Here is a 22,446-nt window from a genome sequence, read left to right on the forward strand (position 1 = left end):
AAACGATCAAGAGACAGTGGAGGATATGATGAAAAAAGCATTAATTACCGGTGTAACAGGGCAAGATGGCTCTTACCTTGCAGAATTTCTATTAGAAAAAGGCTACGAAGTACACGGCGTTATCCGCCGCAGCTCTTCTTATAACCAGGAACGATTAGAAGATATCATGTCTGCAGAAGAAGCAGAAGCGATTCAAAACAATGAAAACTTTCACCTTCATTATGGAGATGTTACAGATGCATTGAACGTGACCCGCTTAATCGGAGAAATCAAGCCGGACGAAATTTACAACCTGGCCGCACAGTCGCACGTTCGTGTTTCGTTTGACATGCCAGGCTACACACTCGATGTAGACGCAAAAGGCACCCTGAACATTCTAGAAGCTGTTCGTATTCTTGGCTTAACAGAAAAGACTCGCGTGTATCAGGCATCTACGTCTGAGCTGTTCGGCAAAGTACAGGAAGTACCACAATCCGAAACGACACCATTCTATCCACGCTCTCCATATGGTGTCGCCAAAATTTATGGCTTTTGGATTACGAAGAACTACCGTGAATCGTATAATATGTTCGCCGTAAACGGCATTCTTTTCAATCATGAATCCGAACGCCGCGGCGAAACATTCGTGACGCGAAAAATCACACTCGCCGCAGCACGCATTGCCCAGCAAAAGCAAGACAAACTGTACCTTGGCAACCTGGATTCACTCCGTGACTGGGGCTACGCAAAAGACTATGTTGAATGCATGTGGCTAATCCTGCAGCACGACAAGCCGGAAGACTTCGTCATCGCCACAGGAGAAATGCACTCTGTCCGTGAATTTGTCGAACTGGCATTTAAGCATGTTGACATCGAGATCGAGTGGCAGGGCGAAGGTGTAGAGGAGAAGGGAATTAACAAAGCAACAGGTGAAGTCATTGTTGAAGTAGATCCGAAATTCTTCCGTCCTGCAGAAGTCGAGCAGTTGTTAGGGAATCCAGAAAAATCAAAGACATTGCTCAACTGGAATCCGACGAAAACGTCATTTGAAGATTTAGTTAAAGTAATGGTAGAATCCGACACTGAAAAAGTGGGAAAAGAATTATTTAACAGAAAAATGTTTGATTAAAATGTTAATAAGGTGACTATTAAAATGAAGATTCTTATAAATTATTCAGATTCAAACTTTATTAAACAACAAAAAAAAAATTCTAAATCAGGTATGTCCATAGGGGGGTTTGATAAAGTAGTTGAATACGGCCCCGATAAAATGAGTGAAGAGTTTAAAAGAAAGCACGGGTCTTTTATTGAAAGTAATCCTCGTGGAGGAGGCTACTGGATCTGGAAGCCTTATATCATTTGGGATGCATTATGTAATCATGCACAAGATGGTGATTATGTGTTTTACTGCGATTCAGGGTCTTTATTTTTAAATACTATTGACCATGTAATAAACGAGATGGAACGAGCAGATAAAGATTTATTTGTGACAGAAGTACCTTTACTTGAATATCAATGGACGAAAGAAGAATGCTTTCAAGCTTTGGATTGTTACGAAGAAAAATATTTATATACTAATCAAATACAAGCTACATATATACTAATTAAAAAGAATAAAAAAACTCTTAAATTCATTTGGGATTACATAGAATTATGTAACCGGTATAGCCTGTTAAATGATGTGAAAAACGAAAAAAATAATAAATTTTTAATTTCTCATCGGCATGATCAGTCATTATTGAGTCTACTTTGTAAGTTAAGAGGTATAGAGGGATTTAGAGATATTTCTCAGTATGGGATTAGGCCATTTCAATATATTACAAAAGAGAGAGACTTCTGTATAAAAAATTATAAGAATTCTAATTATCCGCAGATAACATTGTCGTATCGGAAAGAAAAATGGTGGAAAGTTAGTTTAAAAGAGAAAATAAAAGATACCTTAGGTTTTGGAATTAGGATATGAAATGAAAGAAATTTTCAAAAATTATACTTTGAATTTAGGGTATCAATTCATAACACTAATAATTCCGTTCATTTCAATTCCATATTTATCGAGAGTATTAGGTCCTGGTAATATCGGAATAGAAGTGTATACTTTATCAATTACTAGTATATTTATTTCATTAGTCAACTCAGGTACTAACGTATATTCAACGAGACAAGTTGCTTTCATAAAAAATGATATTGAGAGACTAAAGAAGGAAGTTTATTGTATTTTTCTTTTAAGAATCCTGCTTTCAATAATATCTATGCTTTTATTTATTATAACGATCAATGAACTAGATTATAAAAACATATTCTTGATTCAGGCCGTTTTCCTTTTAGGAAGCACATTTTTAGATTGCACATGGTATTTTATAGGTAAAGAACAATTTAAAATAATAATCTTTAGAAACTTATTTATCAAAGTCATTGGTTTAGGATTGATCTTGATTTGTGTAAAAGATGAAAAGGATTTATGGATATATGTTTCTATAAACGCATTAACCATCGTTATACCAAATATTAGTTTACTTATCTTATTCTTTAAAGAAATTGGAATGCCCCAAAAAAAATATTTTAAAATTGAATATTTTAACATTCTTTTTCGGGGAATTTATCCATTCATGATCATAGGATTTGTTACTCAAGTGTATATGAATATTGATAAGATAATTTTAGAGAGTAAGCAATATATTTATGAACTTGGATTATACAGCCAATTTATTAAATCTTACAGTGTATTTCTAGCACCTATAACATCTCTTGGAACTATCCTCATGCCTCGATTATCAAACACCAGCGAGAAAAAGGAAATGATAGTCTATTATAGCTCAAATTTTATTTTTTTATTATGTATACCTATATTCTTTGGTTTGCTAGGTATATCAGAAGAATTTGTGCCTATATTTTATGGAATTGAATTTTTAAATTATGTTTTCCTTTTCGAATTTGGTTTGATTTTGATTATTACAGGTAGTTTTTCAAATATTATTGTCCAACAAATTATTTTTCCGAATAATTTGGAAAAAATTTATAATAAGGCTCTTTTAATAGCCACAATAATAAGGGTTTCGATATTGATTCTATTTGTGGACGAATTAAATGTATTTGCTGCTGTTCTTGGTTATATAATTAGTGAAATTTGTTTGCTAGCTTTTTGTGCCATCAAAGCAAAAGGTATAATTGGCTATGAGAACCTTTTTTTGAATGTGAATAAATACAAAATTATACTTTCTGGTTTTGCAATGTATTTGCTAATTAAATTTCTTGTGAATTCGTCTTTAATAGTTGAAATTATTTTAGGTATTTTAATTTATTTAGTATTTTTATTTATCTTTAAAGAAAAAATAATTTTTATATTACTAGATAAAATCAAATACTTTTTAAAGATAGTGTTTAAATGAATAATTTTTCCTAAAGTTGAATTATGGATAATGAGAAATGAGGTTATAAGTTTTTATGAATAAAATCCTGTTTTTCGACAAAACTAATAGTGGACATCACTATATTTACAATAAAGAAGCGATGAAGACCCTTATAGAAAAAAAAGGTATAGAAGTTCATTATTATTCTAAATTCAACGATGATTTACAGATTGATCAACTTGAGCAATTAAATGTTGTGAATAGGAACTTTAGAACTGAAGGTAGTCGAGGACTCCCTCTTATTATTGAACTTCTATATTTAAGAATGTACCTAAAGAAAAATAAAATAAATAAGCTCCATTTATTTTATTTAGATAGTGATTTGATTTATGCACCTGTATTTTGGGTTTTTTTTAAAGACATCGATATCACTGCAACAATGCATTGGTATCCTAATAAAAAAATTAAAGAGAAATTATTGAAAAATTTGATAGAATCAAGTGTTATTAAAAAAATTGTAGTCCATGGGAATTATACTAAACAAAAAGTTGAAAATTTAGTTAAAAGAAAAAATAGCGTTTTCTCAATTACTTACCCATATTTACACTCTAAAAAAGCTGAGGCAAGCACCTTAAAAAGAGTACAACACAAACTAGAAAATAAAGAGAAGCCTATATTTTTAGCGTTTGGTGGCCTTAGACGTGATAAAGGCATTGACATACTACTAGAGGCATTAAAAAAAGTTAAATTACCTTTTACTTTAATTATTGCTGGTGGTGAAAGTGATTTTAAAAAAGATGAAATTATTAAAATTGTTGAAGCGAACAAAATATCACATAAAGTCATTCTAGATATCCAGTTTATTGATGAAGAAGCGTTGGACGCTTATTTTACAATTGCTGATGTAGTGGTTCTTCCTTATCGAAAATATTTTTCAGGACAAAGCGGCCCACTAACTGAAGGTGCTAATCGATCTAAAGTTATATTAGGACCTTCAAGTGGAGAGGTAGGCTATACCATTGAAAAATATAATTTGGGCATTACTTTCATTTCTGAAAATGAAAATGATTTGCAAGAAAAGATAGAATTTTTAATATCGAATATAAATAATGTTAAAAACCAAACTTTTGAGGGTGCAGAAAATTATCAAAAAGAAATAGACATTAAGAATTTCAGTTATTCATATCAGAAATTCTTTCTAAATTCACAGTGGTAGATTTTTTAACATTCACAATGTTAGAAAATAAAAATTAACAATAATTATCTAGGTGGAATGAAAATGGAAAACCTAGCTCCAATTCTTTTATTTGTCTACAACCGTCCAGATACGACAAAAAAAACAATTGAAGCATTAATAAAAAATGAGTTGTCAAAAGAAAGTGAGCTTTATATTTTTTCAGATGCTGCAAAAGACACGTCTCAGAAAAAAAAAGTCGATGAAGTTAGAAAAATTATACATGATGTAAATGGATTCAAAAATGTGCACTTGAAAATCGAAGAAAAAAATAAAGGTCTTGCGAATTCTATAATAGATGGAGTGACAAAGGTAGCGGAAAACCAGGGAAAAGTGATTGTCTTAGAGGATGATTTAATTACATCACCTTGGTTTTTGAGATATATGAATGACACATTAAATTTATACGAGGATAATAGTAAGATATGGTCAATATCAGGGTATTCTCCTGCTATAAATTTCCCTGAAGATTATAACAATGATTTATATTTGACGGGTAGGGCGTGTTCATGGGGGTGGGCTACATGGAATTCACGATGGAAACTAATTGATTGGGATATTAGTAACTATAGTTCATTTAAAAAAGACAAGAAACAAAAAAAAGCTTTCAACCGACAAGGAAATGACATGTCATTTATGCTAAGGAATCAAATGAAAGGCTATATAGATTCATGGGCGATTCGATGGTGCTATAACCAATTTTTAAATAACTCTCTTACAATATATCCAAGATATTCCTATATAGAAAATATAGGTTTCAAAAATAGCAGCACTCACGGTTCACTATCAAGAAATTTTGAAGTAACTTTAGCGAAAAGATACCCTATTGACTTGATTGTTGATGAAATGCAAAATCCTAGTATCATTAAAGAATTTTCAGCAAAATATAATTTAACATGGATTAACTATTTAGGTCAATTATCTAGAGAAATAGGTATTTACAAATTAGTTAAAAGTTTTGTTAAAAAAATTTCGTGAAAGTTTAATTAAAGGAAGTGGAATATGATCATATTTGTAAACGCTACTGCTGCTGACAAAGGCGGTTTAAAAACTATTGTAGATCAATTTTTGACATTCATAAAAAATAAGAACGATAGTAATACATATTATGTATTTGTTAGCACAGAGCAATATATAGATTTTAATTTCAAAGGAATTAAGGTTCTTAATGTAAATAAAAAAAGGTGGATTAAAAGAATAATATGGGACTCGTATGGATTAAAAAGATGGTCTGAAAGAAACGACATTATACCAGATAAAATAATTTCCCTACAAAATACTACTGTAAATTATAGTGAAAAAGTGGAGCAAATTGTTTACCTTCATACTCCTATACCTTTTGTTAATCATAAGTGGAAATTTTTCAAAAAAAATGAACTTAAGTTATGGCTTTATAAAAATATTTACCCTTATTTTATAACTTTTTATAAGAATCAAAATACCTTTTTTATAGTTCAAACCAATTGGTTAAAAAAAGCCCTAAACAAGAAATTGAACATTAATTTAGAGAATATAAAAGTTATTCGACCAAATGTTGAAATAGAAAAAAATATGGATGAAAAAATAATTAATTTTAAAAAAGGAAATAAAACAAAAGTTTTTTTTTATCCCGCTATGGATTATGTTTATAAAAATCACACAGTACTCTTAGAAGCATTGAAAATAATAGAAGATATTGATTGCGAATTGTATAGACAAATTAAAATAACATTCACGCTAGATGATAAAAGTGACGTATTTATTAAAGCTGAACGATTGGGGTTAACTCAAAAAATAAAATTTCTGGGTAATATACCTTTTTCTGAGGTTTTGAAAAACTATTCAAAAGCTGATGCTGTTTTATTTCCTAGTTATATTGAGACGTTTGGTTTGCCGTTAATTGAAGCCGCTAACTATAGCAAAAAAATTATATGTGCTGACGAGGAGTATTCTCGAGAAGTAATTGGTAAATATAAAGGGGCTTCATTTGTAAATTCTATGTCAGCAAATGAGTGGGCCAAAGAAATAATCCATTTTTGTAAAAGTGAAAACAATAATGAACTTTATAATTATGAATTTTCCAATCTATCTGATACATGGGAAGTGTTTTACAATCAAACGTTAAAATAAATGGTGTGAGTGTGGGCATCCGCAATTTTTGATTGGCTTTTAACACAAATATTTTCTTATAAATAGCTATATCTAAATAGTTATTTAAGAGTGAAGTGAGAATTGCAATGTGAAGTTTTTAGTTTTAGATAGTTAAAAAGCTTGAGTCCAATGAAAGACGTGAAATCTTTAAATTATTGAGTTTTGAGGAGTTTGTTTTAAATGAACATTCGTTCTAAACCGTTAACTATTCTTATGTTGTACTTATTGAGTGTTTCATATACTATAAGTTACTTTGATGTTGCATTTGAAAACCCAATGATATCTTCAGTGAAATGGATATTTTTGTTTCTAACTGTATGCTTATTCATTTTACTTTTAAGAATTAAAAAGCCTACTATCAATTACTCCTATGATAATTTAAGTATAATATCATTTATAATCGCTGTATCATTTCTTAATATTTTATTTTCTGTGGGTAAGCTAACTAGTATCGCAACTCTATCGGTTATAGTCCTCGCATTTGTTTTTTTTATGTTACTGTCTACTATTATTACTAGAGGAATATTAACTATCTTTGAAATTAATAAAATTATATATATTTCAATATTTGTGGTAATTTTATTTTCAACGATTATTTCTTTTCAGGAGTACCTTAACTTTATAAATGTTTTTACTGGAGATGGGCGTTATAGGGTGAAAGGGTTATTTAGACATCCGAATAGTATGGCAATGACTTGCTTTTTAGGCGCGATAGTATTATTTGAAAATTTAAGAAAAATGAGAGAGAAAAAATTAAAGATCCATTTCCTGAATTATTTCATCTTAATTTTTTTTGTGTTTAACATTCTCATTTCAGATTCTAAAACTGCTTTATTTACATTAATCGCATTTTTCTTGATATATCATTTAGTCAGTAGAATGAGAGAGAACTTGAGTTACTTTAAGGTAATACAACTCTATTTTATGTTTATATTATTTAGCATCAGTATTTATCAATTTTTTTCCTTAATTATTAACACTACGTTAGGAGATCAATCTAATAGTGTTAGCGTAAGGTTAGATAGTTGGATAATTGTATTTAGTAAACTTTTTGAGGATAAGGTAAGATTCTTCTTTGGCTATGGTTTAAGTGGCACTGGCGGTTATGTTAACGGTTCTCAACAAAATTTGGGGTTAGCGGTTGATAATGGATTTGTTACATTGTTTTATCAAACAGGAATTATAGGTTTAGCGTTAGTATTATTATTCTTGTTATTAATTTCTCTTCAAATTATTATGCGAGCCAATATAAACATGGAAAAGCAATATAGAGTTTTTACTTTTTCATGTATTTTAAGCTTACTTATGTATTCCATGTTCGAGAACTTGTTATTTAGCATGGGTAATTTCATAACTCTTTATCTTTGGTTTAGAATTTATAATTATACCTATCAAAAAAGAAAGTTGAGGTTTGGTTTGAATTCTTAAATGAATCTTATAGTCGAAATCTGTCGGTGGTCAATAATCTAATGATTGAAGCATAATTATATATTATTTGAATACGTAATTTATTTGATAAGTAATAGTTTCTAGGGCTAATTATTTGTTGATGTGAGAAAATACATTTTGGGTTATTGATATAATGATAGGAGGGTCTAATTATTAGAAGTATCGTTAATATAAAAATATACAAGCAAAGTGAGTATTCTAGAGGTCGATCTAATTTGGTTGTTTTGACTTGGTGGTTCCTACAAGGAACAATATTCAGATTTTCAATCCATAATATGTACAAGTGGCGTAACTTTCTATTACGCCTTTTTGGTGCGCAAATTGGTACGGGTGTTCAAATCCGATCATCTGCCAAATTCACCTATCCGTGGAAAGTGTCAATCGGTGATTATTCCTGGATCGGAGATGATGTGAAGTTCTATTCATTGGATCAGATTACAATCGGCAGCAATTGTGTAATCTCACAGGAGTCCTACTTATGTACAGGCAGCCATGATATTCAAGATCCTCACTTTGGCTTAATCACGAAGCCGATTGTAGTGAAAGATGGGGCATGGGTAGCGAGTGATGTCTTTGTGTATCCTGGTGTAACCATACATGAAATGGCAGTGATAGCTGCGAGGAGTACAGTGACGAAAGATATCCCAGCTAATGAAGTGCACGCAGGGTCTCCTGCGAAGTATGTGAAGAAGCGGTTTGGAGAAGAGGTATTGTATGAAGAATAAGAAAAAAAAGGTTGCATTTGTCATTAATTACTTTTATCCGGACCTTGCATCCACCGGCCAGCTTATGACGGAGCTATGCATGGATCTGCAGCATGACTTTGACCTGACGGTTATTGCTGCTCAGCCTGGGTATGCAGGGGAAGCACAACAAAAATCAAAACTATTTGAAACTGATTACTTGGAGAATATAAAAGTAGTGCGAATTCGTTTGCCAGAGGTGGATAAGACCTCGAAGGTAAGTCGTGCTACTTATATATTCTCTTATTTTGTGTTAGCGAATATTGCTTTATTAAAAGAGAAAAAGACCGATATTATTTATACGATATCTCAGCCACCCGTATTGGGTGGATTAATCGGAACGATTGGGAAATTCTTTAAACGTTCCAAGCATGTGTATAATATTCAAGATTTTAATCCAGAGCAGGCGCAGGCGGTTAGCTATACAAATAAGGAATTTATCTTTAAAACCGCAAAGTGGGTAGATAAGCTCAACTGTCGTTACGCAGACCATATTATCGTAGTGGGAAATGATATGGCTCAAACATTAAAGAATCGGTTTGCCCATCAACAAGTTCCTTCTCACTCGATCATTAATAACTGGACAGATGAAAAAGAAGTTGTACCTATTTCAAAAGAAGAGACGCAGATCAAGCAATTTTTAATTGATCAAGGGATAGATGACAAATTTATTGTTATGTATTCGGGGAATATCGGGCTTTATTACGACTTGGAAAATATCATTCATGTAACAAACCATTTTAAGGAGCACTCTGACATTGCCTTTGTTTTTATCGGAGAAGGCGCGGTGAAGAAGGAAATGGAGAAGTATGTGGTGGACAATGGAATCCCGAATGTTCATTTTCTTCCTTATCAGCCGAAGGAATTCATTAAATACTCTTTGAATGCAGCGGATGTTCATTTAGTCGTCAATCAGAAAGGGATTAAAGGTGTTTCAGTTCCAAGTAAAATTTACGGCGTAATGGCTGCGGGTAAACCGATCCTGGGGGTGCTTGAGCAAGAAAGTGAAGCGCAGATGTTGATAGACCGAAGCGGTGCAGGTATTGTCGTTGAACCGCAAAACTACGATGAAATTAAAGGATCTATTGAACTTTTTTATAAGATGACGAAGGAAGAACGGACAACGATGGGGCTTTCGGGAAGAAGGTATTTAGAAGAAAACTTAAAGCGAGAATTATCGATTGATAAATATAGAACGCTATTAAAAGAATTATAAGACTGGAGAGGGATAGAATGAACATTTCCGTTGTTGGTACTGGATATGTTGGATTGGTGACGGGAGTGGCACTTTCACACATTGGCCATACTGTGACATGTATTGATATTGATGAAATGAAGGTAGAAAAAATGCGCCAGGGCATATCACCAATTTTTGAACCGGGTCTGGAAGAATTAATGGTCGAAAATACGGAAGCCGGACGCTTGTTTTTTACAACAGATCATCTTAAAGGCTTCTCTAAAGCAGAGGTTGTGTATATTGCAGTCGGCACACCAGAAAAAGAAGATGGGTCTGCAAACTTAATGTACATTGAACAGGTTGTGAAGGACATTGCGGCACATGTAGATCATGACCTAATTGTTGTGGTGAAAAGTACGGTGCCGGTTGGAACAAACCATTATGTAAAAGAACTTCTGGATGACCAGGTTCGAGAAGGTGTCCGAATTGATGTTGTGTCTAATCCGGAATTCCTGCGGGAAGGCTCATCTGTTTACGATACATTCAACGGAGACCGTATTGTCATTGGCGCTGATCATTCGGAAGCAGCTGATGTAATTGAAGAAATCAATAAGCCATTTGGTGTGCCGGTTTTTAAAACGGATATTAAAAGTGCAGAAATGATTAAATATGCGTCCAATGCCTTTTTAGCAACGAAGATCAGTTTTATCAATGAGATTGCAAATATTTGCGGGAAGCTCGGGGCAGATGTGGAAAGCGTTGCGAATGGTATGGGTATGGATAAGAGAATCGGCTCCATGTTTCTAAATGCGGGAATTGGTTACGGTGGATCTTGTTTTCCGAAGGATACAAAAGCGTTAACGCAGATAGCAGCTAATATCGATCACGACTTTGAACTATTGAAGTCCGTTATTAAAGTAAATAACAATCAGCAGGCGTTTATGATGAATCAGGCAAAGGAAAGATTCGGTGAGCTGGCTGGTAAGCAAGCAGCAGTGCTTGGACTGGCGTTTAAGCCGAATACTGATGATATGCGTGAGGCCGCGTCCATTGTGTTATGTGAACAGCTATTAAATCAAGGGGTAGCTGTAAAAGCCTATGACCCCGTTGCGATGGACACCGCTCGTAAGGTGATTCCAGAGGATGTTCAATTTGTTTCGAGTCCTGAAGAAGCATTAAAAGAGGCGGATTTTGTTTTTATTGTAACGGAGTGGCAGGAAATTCAAGAAATTCCTTTAGCTTCGTACATTAAGTGGATGAAGACACCCGTGTTATTCGATGGCCGTAACTGTTACGCGCTTAAGGAAGTTCGAAAGCATTCGATTGAATATCACTCTATCGGGCGCCAGCCCGTTTTAAATTATGAAGCTGTAGGAAATGTAAAATAAGGAGGCGTCAGTATGAAACTTGTTTTATTATCTGGGGGCTCTGGCAAACGTCTATGGCCGCTTTCAAATGATACGCGTTCCAAGCAGTTCTTAAAGGTGCTTGAAGGGAATCATGGAGATAAGCAGTCGATGGTGCAGCGTGTATGGAGCCAGCTGGAAGAAGAAGGTCTGGCTGAGGCTTGTGTAATTGCGACATCGAAGCTGCAGCGGGATATGATTCATGCACAGGTGGGAGAAGAAACACCATTAATTATAGAACCAGAACGCCGCGATACGTTTCCGGCGATTGCGCTGGCTGCTTCTTATTTGCACTCTGTGGTTAAGATGGACGAGGAAGAAGCGGTGGCGATTTTGCCGGTTGATCCTTACGTGGAAAACGCATTTTTTAGCCGCGTGAGGGAGCTTGAGGGTGTACTGGATCGTTCGGGTGCAGATCTTGCATTGATTGGTGTGGCACCAACGTATCCGTCATCTAAATATGGTTATATTATTCCGGAAGAAGCAAAGCTTGGTGAAGAATTTTATAAAGTAAGCTGTTTTACGGAAAAGCCGAGTGAAGAAGAGGCGCAGCTTCTGATTGAGCAGAATGCGTTTTGGAATTGCGGTGTTTTTGCGTTTAAGCTCGGGTATGTGCTGGATATTTTAAGAGCCAAACAATGGCCTGTAGAGTATGAGGCGCTGCTTGCAATGTATGCGGAGCTTCCGAAAATCAGCTTTGATTATGAAGTAGTCGAGAAGGCTGCGCATATTGCAGTGCTCCCTCATGAAGGGTATTGGAAGGACCTTGGTACCTGGAATACCCTTACAGAAGAAATGGCAACAACTCAGATCGGTAAAGGTGTACTGAGTAAAGATTCGGTAAATACACATCTGGTCAACGAATTGGATATTCCGGTCACGGTGATTGGGACAACAGATATCGTTGTCGCAGCGAGCCCTGATGGAATTCTGGTAGCGGATAAAGCATCCAGTCCAAAGATCAAAGAGCTGATCAGTGCGTTTGACCATCCACCGATGTATGAAGAGCGTTTGTGGGGCTGGTCGCGCACACTGGATTATGCAAAGTATGAAGATGGCGAAGAAATGGTGACGAAGCGTATTTGCATTTTAAAAGGGAAGAATTCGACGTATCATTATCATAACTTGCGCGATGAAGTCTGGACCATTGTGCGCGGTGAAGGAGAGCTTGCGCTGGATGACTCACTTGTCCGTGTGAAGGCGGGCGATATTGTTCATCTTCCAGCAGGAAAGAAGCATGGTATTCGTGCGATTAAGGAATTAGAGTTTATTGAGGTGCAGACAGGATCAGGGATTAGCGATGAAGACTTTTTCCGTCTTTATTTTGAGTGGGGCGATGTGATTAAGCATATCAACCAGTCTGAGCCTAGAATCTTTACGTGAGAGGGAATGCGAGGCCCCTCTCACTTTCTTTTCTATATAGAAAGGAGATAAGAGTTTACAACTGAATGTGAATCATTGAACATGAAGGTGGTGGATTATGCGCAAGAAGAAGAAAAGGTGGTTGAGGGATTTACCAAGCATTATATACTTACCTCTTTTTGAATTTTCTAAAGTCTATATCATTGTTCTCTTATTAATTTTATTCGGAATGAATTCAGGGATCTCTCATGCGTTCCCTTCAATAGATCTTGACGCTTTTTCGGGGTTTATAAAAGAGGTTTTATCTCACCGTATCAAGTATGAAACATTCAGTGTCTTTTTAACGAATTATATCGTTTCCATGGCTGAAGTGGTTTTTCGTCTGCTGTTTATTGTTCTATATGCTGTATTTTTCAATTTCCTGATAGGTTTTTTCTTATTCTTGAATAAAGAAAGACTCTCAAAAATTGATGAAGGAGCGGTTTTGAGACTATTTTCAGATGAATTTTTTTTTATGGTTAGAATGATTATTGTTGGATACTGGTTTCAATTCATCCAAAATGAATCTGTACTTTGTTATTTGGTTTTAGTTTATTTAGGTATGACGGCTTTAATCTTCTTTATAAATTATAAACAAGAAGGATTTTCCTTTCTAATAAATCGTTCGACTTATTGGACTCGCTTGATTCATCTTCCTGTACTGCTCATAGGGGCTGTCCTCCTGACGATTTCGGATAACTGGTCGGTTGAATTATTTGGCCTTTTTTTGTTACTGGTATTTCTATTGCTTGAATTTATACTCATCCTATTTGTATTAGGAATGGCGGCCCTTCGCTTGACTTTAAAAAGTGCAGAAGAAGGAAAACAAGAAATTAGGATGAAATTTAAACATAATAATGAGTTGAGAAGGAAAAAACTTGCTTCATACATTCAATATCGGAATCGGACAAACGTAAGATTATCATTTTATCTTTTGATGATTCTGTTTTCCGGCTTATATATGTATGCCTTTTTTCTGGTTTATACAAATACAAGTGTAGAGAACTTTACGGCTTCTATTACGACCGTGCTCAATATTTTCACTTGGTTTATGGTGCTTCGTTTTTTTGCCCGGGCTTTTGAAATTGTAAAAGCGTTTATTGGGGATGTATTATCCAAAGAAACGAAGGAAACAAGCCTGGATGGAAAGGACCGGCTTTCATTGGCTATTCACAGCTTGCTGGAAATGGTTCTTCTTGTGACTGTAATCCGAATTGGTCACACTCTTACAATTGAATATATCCATCTTAAGCAAATGCTAGAGCCGGTGGGGGTTTTCACTATGGCACTTCAGCAGTTCTTTTCCAGTATTGCAGTGGCAGCGTTTAATATATCTTATTCAACAGGTGACCCTTTTCTGTTTGAAGTTGTCCATATTGTCCAGCTGATTGTCAGTTTATCATTGATTACGCTGTCTATTGCTTCTTACCTATCGTATAAAGAAAAAGAATGAGCAGCCACAGAAACGGCTTTGAAATAAAAATGAAGCAAAATAGATCATTCCCAATGCTTGTTCTTGTTAGAGAATGAAAAAAGCAGTAAGATTCTTTTATAAGAACGAATGAGGTGATATCCAATGTTATACGGTGAGCTTCTGTATAAGTGGATAAACCGTAAAATCAGTGTGCGCGAGATTTATGACTATGTAGGTGTAACGATTACGCAGAGAGAAGCGGAAGATATTATTTCAACGGAGCAGAACGATTCAGGCGACGAGGACTATTCATCTATGTAACCAGTTTTCAAATGCATGAGAAGCGAATCTGTTGATGATTCGCTTCTTTTTTTGTGTTATACGCGTGGTGAATCTGAGTACTTTGCTTTAGCGGTCGATTTACGAATGATCAGCTTTGGTGAGATAAAGACTTTTTTGCGCTTTTGAGCCGGGTTTTGTATAGCAGACACTAATAGCTTGACGGCTTCTTCACCAATAGAGTGTCCCTGCTGCTGGACACAGGATGGTGGTGTAGCAAAGAGATCGGCTTGTGCGTAATCGTCGAATAGGATTAAAGACAGGTCGTCCGGGATACGGAGACCGAGTTCTGATGCAGTCTCTATAATTTCAAGACGAGGCGAAACGGAAAAGATGGCGGACATCTCTGGATTTTTTTCGATAAAGTCCTGAACCTTCCGTTTGTTTTCTTCTCGTTGCTCTGGACTGTCCTCTGACCGGTATAAATCAAGAAGCTGCAGTTTATGGTCAATGGAAATTCCGGCGTCGGTGAGTGCTTTTTCGTACCCTTGAATCCGGTCTTCTATGCTGGTTGTTCCCAGGTGATGTGTGGATACCAGACCGATTTGACTGTGGCCCATCTTTAGTAAGTATTGAACGGCCTCATACGAGCCAAGAAAATTATCAGAGCACACACTGTTTGCTTCAATTCCACGAAAATACCGGTCGATTAAAACGAGTGGAAAATCCTGCAAAGTAAGCTTGAGCACTTCTTCATTGTATGTTTCTCCTTCAACCGGGTAAATGATGATCCCATCCACACCCATTTCCATCGCTCGTTTAACAATCTGCTGTTCGTTTTCCTGTGAATCATCTGTCTGAAATAAAAGCATTTGATAGCCTGCTTTTGAAAGCAACGATTGGATTCTTGCAAAGATCGCTGTTGTTAACTCACTGTTCAATACGGGCACAAGACAGGCGATTAACTTAAATTGCGGCTTTTTTTTAGCTGTTGCCGTCACTTCATAAATGGAAGGCTCTCCAAGTGTACTGGATGAGATAAAGGACCCTTTGCCTTGAATCCGATAAATCTGTCCTTCTTCTACTAAGCTGTCTAATGCTTTTTTAACTGTGATTCGGCTGACGCTGAATTTATCGGCCAGTTCGTTTTCAGAAGGAATCTTTTGATCAGCCTTCCATTCTTTTTCTTGAATAAAATCTAAAATGTACTGTTGCACCTGCTTATATAAGGGAGTACGGATCATGAAATGACCTCCTTCGATTAATGACTAGTTGTAATATAACAAATATACAACTTAAATATTATTTTGTAAATAATCTGATTTTTTGAAAATAAAGCGTTTACATTTTTGAAATTAGATGGTAATATTCGATGTATGACAAGTTGAACATACAAGTAGTAAGTTGTTTAGGTTGTATGTTCAATGGAAGCTTTTGCGTTCAAGATGGGAAAGAAAATCGAAAAGGGGAGATTTTTTTGAAAAAGTCAACGCGCAAGAAGTTAGGAATGGGGTTGTTGCTTCCTTTGACTCTGGTCGTGTCTGCCTGTGGGAGCAGTGAATCTGGATCTGGGGGAGAGACACAAACGGAAGATGGCAAAGAAGTGATTGAAATTGCATACCGGGATTTTGGCAGCGCGAATGTAGGCTTAAGAGAATGGATGGATGAGGTAAAGGCAGACTTCGAAGAGGAAAACCCGGATGCTCAAGTAGACTTCATGCCGATTCAGGCATCGGAAGGCGATTTCTTTGCGAAGCTGGCATTGATGGTAAAGTCCAGCGAAACAGCGCCGGATGTTGTGACAGAAGATACGTTTATGATCAATTCAGATGCGATGGCAGGCAACATTGCGCCGCTTGATGAGTATATAGAAGGCTGGGAAGACTGGTCGAATTTTAATGAAACGGTGAAGCAGGGCGTTACAGCTAGTGATGGCAGTGTATACGGCGTCCCGTACAGTACGGATACACGTGGATTATGGTATAACACTAATTTATTCGAGCAGGCAGGAATTCCTGTTCCTTGGGAGCCGAAGTCATGGGAAGAAGTAATGTCGGCAGCGGAGAAGATTAAAGCAGAGGTGCCGGAGGTTGTTCCTTTCTGGGCGAATTCCGGTAAAGCAACAGGAGAAGCAACGACAATGCAAACATTTGAGATGCTTTTGTATGGAACAGAGGATGAACTGTACGATCAGGAAAGCGAGAAGTGGATTGTCAAAAGTCAGGGCTTCCTTGATTCACTGGCCTTTATTGATGATATTTACCAAAATGACCTTGGGCCGGAACTGTCTCAAGTATTAACAGGGAAAGCCGGAGATATCGTTCAGACGGAGATGATGCCGAATGAGCAGGTCGGGATTGTATTAAATGGAAACTGGGTGCCGGGGGTTTGGCGTGAAGACGGTCCTGCACCTTGGCCTGAAGGGACAGACGTTTACAAGTTAGCGCCGATGCCTACACAAGAAGGGCAGGAGCCGGGCTCCACTTCTATGTCTGGCGGGTGGGCTCTCTCTATTCCGGAGCAGTCGGACAGCAAGGATCTGGCATGGGAATTCATCCAAATGGCGACGGATAAAGAGCACAGCAAAACGTATATCTTGAAGCAGGGTGATTTAACAACGAGAACCGACCTTGCTGAAGATCCGGAAATTGTTGATAAGCCGGGCAGTGTGGCGAAGGAGGCCACTGCGCTCATTGATAACACTCACTTCAGACCGAGTGTGGATCAGTATCCAGCTGTGTCAACGAAGATCCAGGCAGCTGTGGAATCCGTTGTAACCGGCAGTCAGTCCCCGGAAGAAGCGATGGAGCAGTATGCGAATGAAGTCACCCGCCTTGTAGGTGAAGACAAGGTGATGGAGAAGTAATGGCAGCGGGCTGCTTTGCTTCGGCAGAGCAGCTACATTCTGATCAAGAAAGGAGTATGTTATGAATGCACGTCTTCAGAATACAAAGTCTGCCGCTAAGATGAGCGGGGCTTCTTTTAATAAGAATCGGAACAATTCATCGCTGCGGGCCATCTTCTTTTTACTTCCTTCATGGATCTTGCTGTTAATTTTCTTTGTAGGTCCGATCTTATTAACTTTTTATTTCGCCTTTACGAATATGTCCTTAACGGGTGCGGCTGCTCAAAATGTCGAGTTTGTAGGCTTTCAGAATTTCACCTCCATGTTTGCGGATCCCAATTTCCGTTTAAGTGTCATGAAAACAATTGTCTTCCTCATTTTCTCTGCTGTTGTCGGACAGCAGGTGCTCGGTTTTATCATTGCGATTTTAATGAGGGAGCGGAATCGTGCCTTTAGGCGGGTGATTGGGATGATCGTGCTGGCCGGCTGGGTAACGCCTGAAATTGTCGTTGCGTTTACTTTTTTCGCTTTTCTTAACGATCAGGGAACGCTTAATTCAATTATTGGCATGATCGGCATTGAGCCGATTACATGGCTGTACACGTTCCCGATGGTGAGTGTGATCATTGCCAACGTATGGCATGGAACGGCTTTTTCAATGCTTGTGTTTCAATCGGCTCTTGATAATATTCCGAAATCAGTTGAAGAAGCAGCGGTTATTGACGGGGCTTCCCGGTGGCAGCGTCTTTGGAAGATTACGGTGCCAATGATTAAAGGGCAGATTGTGACAAACATGATTCTCGTTACTCTTCAAACATTAGGTGTGTTCACGCTCATTTATGCGCTGACTGGCGGAGGTCCTGGAATGGATACGCAGACACTTCCTATTTATATGTATAATCAGGCCTTTGTAAATTATCAGCTTGGCTATGGCACTGCTATTTCACTGGTTATGCTTCTTATCGGTGTAACAGCCAGCGTCCTTTATATTCGCGCATTGAAAGTGAAAATTTAAAAGGAGTTGGAATGAGGTGGAGATAAGAAAAAAGAAGTTCTCATCAGAGAAAGTAATCCCGTATATGATCTTAACGCTGATCGGAGTGTTGTTTCTTTTGCCGCTCTTGTGGGTCATTCTGGCATCAATCGATCCAAATGCAAAAGTATCGCTTCAGCTGCCGGAAAAAGCGTCGATGTCAAACTTTCAATCTGTTGTGTCTGATCCGGCGAACCAGCGTGCTTTTGTGATCGGACTGCTTTTGTCGGGAGGACAGGCGTTTTTAACCGTTATTGTAGCGGGGCTGGCGGCCTACCCGTTATCAAGGTATCAGCTGAAGTATAAAAAGCCGTTCATGTATACGGTACTGTTTATGACGGCACTTCCGATTACGGCTGTCATGGTGCCGGTTTACCAGCTGTTTATCATTTTAAAGCTTCAGGACTCCTTATGGGGGACGATGCTCTTTTTGTCAGCGGCTGCGCTCCCTTATGCGATTTGGATGATGAAGAATTATATGGACGCCGTTTCTGTTGAATTAGAAGAGTCCGCCTGGGTGGATGGTGCTTCTGTTTTTACCGGCTTGCGAAAGGTCGTAGCGCCGTTGATGCTACCGGGTCTGTTTACTGTAGCGATCTTTACCTTTACCGCGAGCTGGGGTAATTTTTTCGTTCCGTATATTTTGATTCAAAGTCCGGAAAAGCTGCCAGCGTCGGTGACTATTTATCAGTTTTTCGGTCAGTATGGAATGGTTGAGTACGGGAAATTAGCAGCATTTTCACTTATTTACACGATTCCGCCCGTTGTGCTGTATATCTTCAGCCAGCGCTTTATGTCTGAAGGGTTTAGCATGGGCGGCGCGTCGAAAGGATAATAGAGAGGGGACGATAGAATGTTTTGGACTGTTGAAAAGCTTGAAGCGCGAGTGAAGGAATTAGGAGAATACCGGTACCGGGAGCGGATTAAGATTCCTTCTTTTCATTTTTTGCTTGATGAAGAGGGCGAGATTGGGACACGCCCCCCGGAAAACGCTTCATGGGACTCGATTAAAACAGGAGAGTACTGGTCTGGATGGGATGTCTACGCCTGGCTGAAAGCAGCGGTGGATGTTCCGTCTGAATGGGCAGGGAAAGAAATTGTCGGTTTGTTTGACTTCGGGCGGACAGGAGAAGGAAATAATTCAGGGTTTGAATCTCTTCTTTATTTGAACGGTGCTCCTTTTCAAGGTGTGGATTCTAATCATACTGAAGTTTTCTTTCCTGATGGTACTGCTGGATCTCCACTTGAAGTTACTTTTCGCTTATGGTCGGGTCTTGAAGGCGGAGGCCGGCCTGTTATACAAGAGCATAAGATCAAACAGGCGGAACTGGCATGGATGGATCATACGGTAGATGATTTGTTTTTTACTGGAAAAGCCATTGTTGAAACCGTCAAAGGAATGGATGAAAACCGTCCAGAATATCATTTGCTGCTGAAGCTGCTGGACCGGTCTTTCCAGTTGATTGACTGGTCGAAACCAGGAACAGACACGTTTTATTCATCTGTGTACGAAGCACAGCGAGTTTTAAGAGACGGCTTGAATGAAATGGAGAAGCACCATCCTGTGACAGTCCGCTGCATCGGCCATACGCACATTGATGTTGCCTGGCTCTGGCGCCTGAAGCATACGAGAGAAAAAGCAGCCCGCTCATTTTCGACTGTGCTTCGATTGATGGAGAAGTACCCTGATTATGTCTTTTTGCAAACACAGCCGCAGCTTTATGAATACATTAAAACCGATTATCCGGAAATCTATGAGCAAATTAAAAAGCGTGTGGAAGAAGGCAGATGGGAAGCGGAAGGCGGGATGTGGCTTGAAGCGGATTGTAACGTGACGTCTGGCGAATCCCTTGTGCGCCAGCTGCTGATGGGAACCGCGTTTCTTCGGGATGAATTCGGAACAGAGTGCAAGTATTTATGGCTTCCAGATGTATTTGGCTACAGTTGGGCTCTTCCGCAAATTCTAAAGAAATCCGGCATTGAAACCTTTATGACCACAAAGATTAGCTGGAATCAGTATAATCGTATGCCGCATGACACGTTTAAGTGGAAGGGCATCGACGGAACGGAAATATTAACACACTTCATTACAACACCTGAGCCGAATCAGGATTGGTGGTTTTACACATACAATGGCCAGATTCGTCCAGACACGGTGCAGGGCATTTGGGATGGATACCGCGATAAGTCGTTTAATCAAGAGCTGCTGCTTTCATATGGCTATGGTGATGGCGGGGGCGGCGTTAATCGTGAAATGCTTGAAATGCGCAGACGCTTAGATGATATTCCAGGCTTGCCGAAAGTGAAAACAGGACGGGCAGATGAGTTTTTCGAAGAGCTTCATAAACGGGTCGATGAAACAGATCAGTATGTACATACGTGGGATGGAGAATTGTATCTTGAATACCACCGCGGTACGTACACGAGTCAGGCATATAATAAAAAAATGAATCGGACCCTGGAGCTGAAATACCGCGAGACGGAATGGCTGAACGTGATGGCCAGTGTGCTGAAAACAAACTGGAGCACCTATCCGCAACAGGCCATCCGTGACGGCTGGAAAATCATTTTGCGCAACCAGTTCCACGACATTATTCCCGGCTCGTCCATTCGTGAAGTGTATGAAGACAGCAAGCTGGAATACGAGCAGTCTGAGCAGCTAATGATTGATTCATGGGCAAATGGTGCTGGCGTTCTTGTGCATAATGAAAAGCCGGTTTATACCGTATTGAATTCTTCCCCGTGGAGCCGGACAGATGTTATTGAGATTGACGAAAAGCAAGCGGGCGTCTGGAAGGGGCCGGATGGGAATGTGCTGAAAGCGGTTCAAAAAGACGGCAAGTGGCTGGTAGAAGCAAAGAATATTCCCGCGATGGGCTATAGTGAAATCCAGTTCAGTGCAGAGGAATCGGCAAAAGAAGAGCAGGCAGTTTTCGATTTCAAATCCAATGAACTTCATACGCCTTTCTATCAGCTTAAATGGAATGATGCTGGACAGCTAGTTTCCATTTATGATAGTCAAGCGGAAAAGGAAGTGCTGGCTGAAGGCGAGAAGGGGAATGTTCTTCAAGTGTTTGAAGACAAGCCGCTCCGATTTGATGCCTGGGATATCGATTTATATTACCAGCAAAAGATGAAAGAAATCACAGATCTCGAATCAGTCGAACTAATAGAATCCAATGCTATTCGAAGTGTCGTCCGGTTTAAGTGGACATTTTTAGACTCCAGTCTTCAGCAGGATCTCATTGTTTATTCTCACAGCCGTCGGATTGATTTCGAGACTAAAGTGGACTGGCATGAACAAAACCAATTGCTGAAAGCAGCCTTTCCGGTGGATATTCGCACAACAGAAGCAACGTATGATATTCAATATGGCAATGTAAAGCGTCCGAACCACTGGAATACAAGCTGGGATTATGCCCGGTTTGAATCTGTCGGACATCAATGGGCGGATTTATCAGAAAGAGGATATGGCGTAAGCTTGTTGAATAATTGTAAGTATGGGTATGACATTAAAGGGAATGTAATGCGACTGTCCTTGTTGAAATCATCCGTGTACCCTGACTATGCTCAGGATCAAGGAGAGCATCTCTTTACGTATTCGCTTCTTCCGCATGAAGGCGACTGGGTAAAGGGTGAAACGGTTCAGGAAGCCTGGAAGCTGAATAATCCAATGAGCGCTATAGCGGGAAGCTCGGATCAAGCCTCTTTTTCCCTTTTCAGCTGCACGGCTGAACACGTAATGATCGATGCGGTGAAGAAAGCGGAAGATGGCGACAAGGTGATTCTTCGTGTCCATGAATTCTCAGGAAGCAGCCAAAAGGCCACGATAAACAGCGATCTGTCCATTACAGCGTGGCAGGAGTGCAACCTGCTTGAGAAGCCAGTGGCGGATCGAGTTGAAGGAAATCCGCTGTCGTTCGAATTACAGCCATATGAGATAAAAACATTTATTTTAGATATGACACAGGGGTAACCCCTGTGTCATTTTTCGAATCGGAGGGATGGA

Annotated in this window: 18 protein-coding genes; 17 read left to right on the forward strand and 1 reads right to left on the reverse strand. The window is 38.3% G+C overall.

Going from position 1 to position 22,446, the window contains the following annotated elements; all coding sequences use genetic code 11:
• The first annotated feature begins 28 nt into the window (after positions 1–28).
• The 13 genes from gmd to BW952_RS19325 all read left to right on the forward strand — a co-directional run bounded on the left by gmd (position 29) and on the right by BW952_RS19325 (position 14,601).
• Entirely contained in the window at positions 29–1,108 is a 1,080-nt protein-coding gene (gene gmd, locus BW952_RS04900; protein WP_045849368.1) for a GDP-mannose 4,6-dehydratase, read from the forward strand.
• A 24-nt stretch (positions 1,109–1,132) separates the two neighbouring features.
• Positions 1,133–1,942, forward strand: a complete 810-nt coding sequence (locus BW952_RS04905) for a hypothetical protein (protein ID WP_045849369.1) — start codon at positions 1,133–1,135, stop codon at positions 1,940–1,942.
• Positions 1,926–3,365, forward strand: coding sequence for an oligosaccharide flippase family protein (locus BW952_RS04910; RefSeq protein WP_139325415.1), 1,440 nt, complete (start codon positions 1,926–1,928; stop codon positions 3,363–3,365). Before BW952_RS04905 ends, BW952_RS04910 begins: the two co-directional genes overlap by 17 nt.
• A 55-nt stretch (positions 3,366–3,420) precedes the next feature.
• On the forward strand, positions 3,421–4,542 hold the full coding sequence (locus tag BW952_RS04915) for a glycosyltransferase family 4 protein (protein WP_045849371.1): 1,122 nt from the start codon (positions 3,421–3,423) through the stop codon (positions 4,540–4,542).
• A 63-nt stretch (positions 4,543–4,605) separates the two neighbouring features.
• Positions 4,606–5,538 carry a glycosyltransferase gene (locus BW952_RS04920; RefSeq protein WP_045849372.1) on the forward strand — a complete coding sequence of 311 codons (933 nt, stop codon included), beginning with the start codon at positions 4,606–4,608 and terminating at the stop codon, positions 5,536–5,538.
• A gap of 24 nt (positions 5,539–5,562) precedes the next feature.
• The gene (locus tag BW952_RS04925) at positions 5,563–6,669 is read left to right on the forward strand and encodes a glycosyltransferase (RefSeq protein WP_045849373.1); all 1,107 of its coding nucleotides are present in this window, start codon (positions 5,563–5,565) and stop codon (positions 6,667–6,669) included.
• A gap of 201 nt (positions 6,670–6,870) precedes the next feature.
• Positions 6,871–8,118 (forward strand): oligosaccharide repeat unit polymerase, encoded by a 1,248-nt coding sequence (locus BW952_RS04930; protein ID WP_045849374.1) that lies wholly within the window; start codon positions 6,871–6,873, stop codon positions 8,116–8,118.
• 197 nt (positions 8,119–8,315) lie between these two features.
• A complete protein-coding gene (locus tag BW952_RS04935; protein WP_269430718.1) occupies positions 8,316–8,864 on the forward strand; it encodes a putative colanic acid biosynthesis acetyltransferase in 549 nt (182 codons plus the stop codon).
• A complete protein-coding gene (locus BW952_RS04940; protein WP_045849376.1) occupies positions 8,854–10,098 on the forward strand; it encodes a glycosyltransferase family 4 protein in 1,245 nt (414 codons plus the stop codon). The genes BW952_RS04935 and BW952_RS04940 overlap by 11 nt, the downstream gene beginning before the upstream one ends.
• A gap of 17 nt (positions 10,099–10,115) precedes the next feature.
• Positions 10,116–11,447 (forward strand): UDP-glucose dehydrogenase family protein, encoded by a 1,332-nt coding sequence (locus BW952_RS04945; RefSeq protein ID WP_045849377.1) that lies wholly within the window; start codon positions 10,116–10,118, stop codon positions 11,445–11,447.
• Between the two features lie 12 nt (positions 11,448–11,459).
• Complete coding sequence (locus BW952_RS04950) at positions 11,460–12,848, forward strand: sugar phosphate nucleotidyltransferase (RefSeq protein WP_045849378.1); 1,389 nt, start codon at positions 11,460–11,462, stop codon at positions 12,846–12,848.
• Between the two features lie 97 nt (positions 12,849–12,945).
• Positions 12,946–14,319: a hypothetical protein gene (locus BW952_RS04955; RefSeq protein WP_045849379.1), complete on the forward strand. Its 1,374-nt coding sequence runs from the start codon at positions 12,946–12,948 to the stop codon at positions 14,317–14,319.
• 123 nt (positions 14,320–14,442) lie between these two features.
• Positions 14,443–14,601 (forward strand): hypothetical protein, encoded by a 159-nt coding sequence (locus BW952_RS19325; protein ID WP_156149404.1) that lies wholly within the window; start codon positions 14,443–14,445, stop codon positions 14,599–14,601.
• A 56-nt stretch (positions 14,602–14,657) separates the two neighbouring features.
• On the opposite strand, the gene BW952_RS04960 is transcribed toward BW952_RS19325, so the two are convergent.
• Positions 14,658–15,803 carry a GntR family transcriptional regulator gene (locus BW952_RS04960; protein ID WP_231581259.1) on the reverse strand — a complete coding sequence of 382 codons (1,146 nt, stop codon included), beginning with the start codon at positions 15,801–15,803 and terminating at the stop codon, positions 14,658–14,660.
• 233 nt (positions 15,804–16,036) lie between these two features.
• Here BW952_RS04960 and BW952_RS04965 point away from each other — a divergent pair, with 233 nt between their 5' ends.
• The 4 genes from BW952_RS04965 (at position 16,037) to BW952_RS04980 (ending at position 22,413) form a co-directional block, all read left to right on the forward strand.
• On the forward strand, positions 16,037–17,425 hold the full coding sequence (locus BW952_RS04965) for an extracellular solute-binding protein (protein WP_231581260.1): 1,389 nt from the start codon (positions 16,037–16,039) through the stop codon (positions 17,423–17,425).
• A gap of 100 nt (positions 17,426–17,525) precedes the next feature.
• Positions 17,526–18,419 (forward strand): carbohydrate ABC transporter permease, encoded by an 894-nt coding sequence (locus BW952_RS04970; protein WP_052698349.1) that lies wholly within the window; start codon positions 17,526–17,528, stop codon positions 18,417–18,419.
• 64 nt (positions 18,420–18,483) lie between these two features.
• A complete protein-coding gene (locus tag BW952_RS04975) occupies positions 18,484–19,272 on the forward strand; it encodes a carbohydrate ABC transporter permease (RefSeq protein ID WP_045849409.1) in 789 nt (262 codons plus the stop codon).
• Between the two features lie 18 nt (positions 19,273–19,290).
• Positions 19,291–22,413: an alpha-mannosidase gene (locus tag BW952_RS04980; protein WP_045849381.1), complete on the forward strand. Its 3,123-nt coding sequence runs from the start codon at positions 19,291–19,293 to the stop codon at positions 22,411–22,413.
• Positions 22,414–22,446: the final 33 nt, after the last annotated feature.

Source organism: Domibacillus enclensis, assembly GCF_900156125.1.
GTDB classification, from domain to species: Bacteria; Bacillota; Bacilli; order Bacillales; family Domibacillaceae; genus Domibacillus; species Domibacillus enclensis.

What these genes read in the sequence shown, in the direction of transcription:
- BW952_RS04905 (WP_045849369.1), top strand. Translation starts at nt 1,133, where the DNA reads ATGAAGATTCTTATAAATTATTCAGATTCAAACTTTATTAAACAACAA.
- BW952_RS19325 (WP_156149404.1), top strand. Translation starts at nt 14,443, where the DNA reads ATGTTATACGGTGAGCTTCTGTATAAGTGGATAAACCGTAAAATCAGT.
- BW952_RS04940 (WP_045849376.1), top strand. Translation starts at nt 8,854, where the DNA reads ATGAAGAATAAGAAAAAAAAGGTTGCATTTGTCATTAATTACTTTTAT.
- BW952_RS04960 (WP_231581259.1), bottom strand. Translation starts at nt 15,803, where the DNA reads ATGATCCGTACTCCCTTATATAAGCAGGTGCAACAGTACATTTTAGAT.
- BW952_RS04925 (WP_045849373.1), top strand. Translation starts at nt 5,563, where the DNA reads ATGATCATATTTGTAAACGCTACTGCTGCTGACAAAGGCGGTTTAAAA.
- BW952_RS04975 (WP_045849409.1), top strand. Translation starts at nt 18,484, where the DNA reads ATGATCTTAACGCTGATCGGAGTGTTGTTTCTTTTGCCGCTCTTGTGG.
- BW952_RS04930 (WP_045849374.1), top strand. Translation starts at nt 6,871, where the DNA reads ATGAACATTCGTTCTAAACCGTTAACTATTCTTATGTTGTACTTATTG.
- BW952_RS04955 (WP_045849379.1), top strand. Translation starts at nt 12,946, where the DNA reads ATGCGCAAGAAGAAGAAAAGGTGGTTGAGGGATTTACCAAGCATTATA.
- BW952_RS04950 (WP_045849378.1), top strand. Translation starts at nt 11,460, where the DNA reads ATGAAACTTGTTTTATTATCTGGGGGCTCTGGCAAACGTCTATGGCCG.
- BW952_RS04920 (WP_045849372.1), top strand. Translation starts at nt 4,606, where the DNA reads ATGGAAAACCTAGCTCCAATTCTTTTATTTGTCTACAACCGTCCAGAT.
- BW952_RS04945 (WP_045849377.1), top strand. Translation starts at nt 10,116, where the DNA reads ATGAACATTTCCGTTGTTGGTACTGGATATGTTGGATTGGTGACGGGA.
- BW952_RS04915 (WP_045849371.1), top strand. Translation starts at nt 3,421, where the DNA reads ATGAATAAAATCCTGTTTTTCGACAAAACTAATAGTGGACATCACTAT.
- BW952_RS04980 (WP_045849381.1), top strand. Translation starts at nt 19,291, where the DNA reads ATGTTTTGGACTGTTGAAAAGCTTGAAGCGCGAGTGAAGGAATTAGGA.
- BW952_RS04970 (WP_052698349.1), top strand. Translation starts at nt 17,526, where the DNA reads ATGAGCGGGGCTTCTTTTAATAAGAATCGGAACAATTCATCGCTGCGG.
- gmd (WP_045849368.1), top strand. Translation starts at nt 29, where the DNA reads ATGAAAAAAGCATTAATTACCGGTGTAACAGGGCAAGATGGCTCTTAC.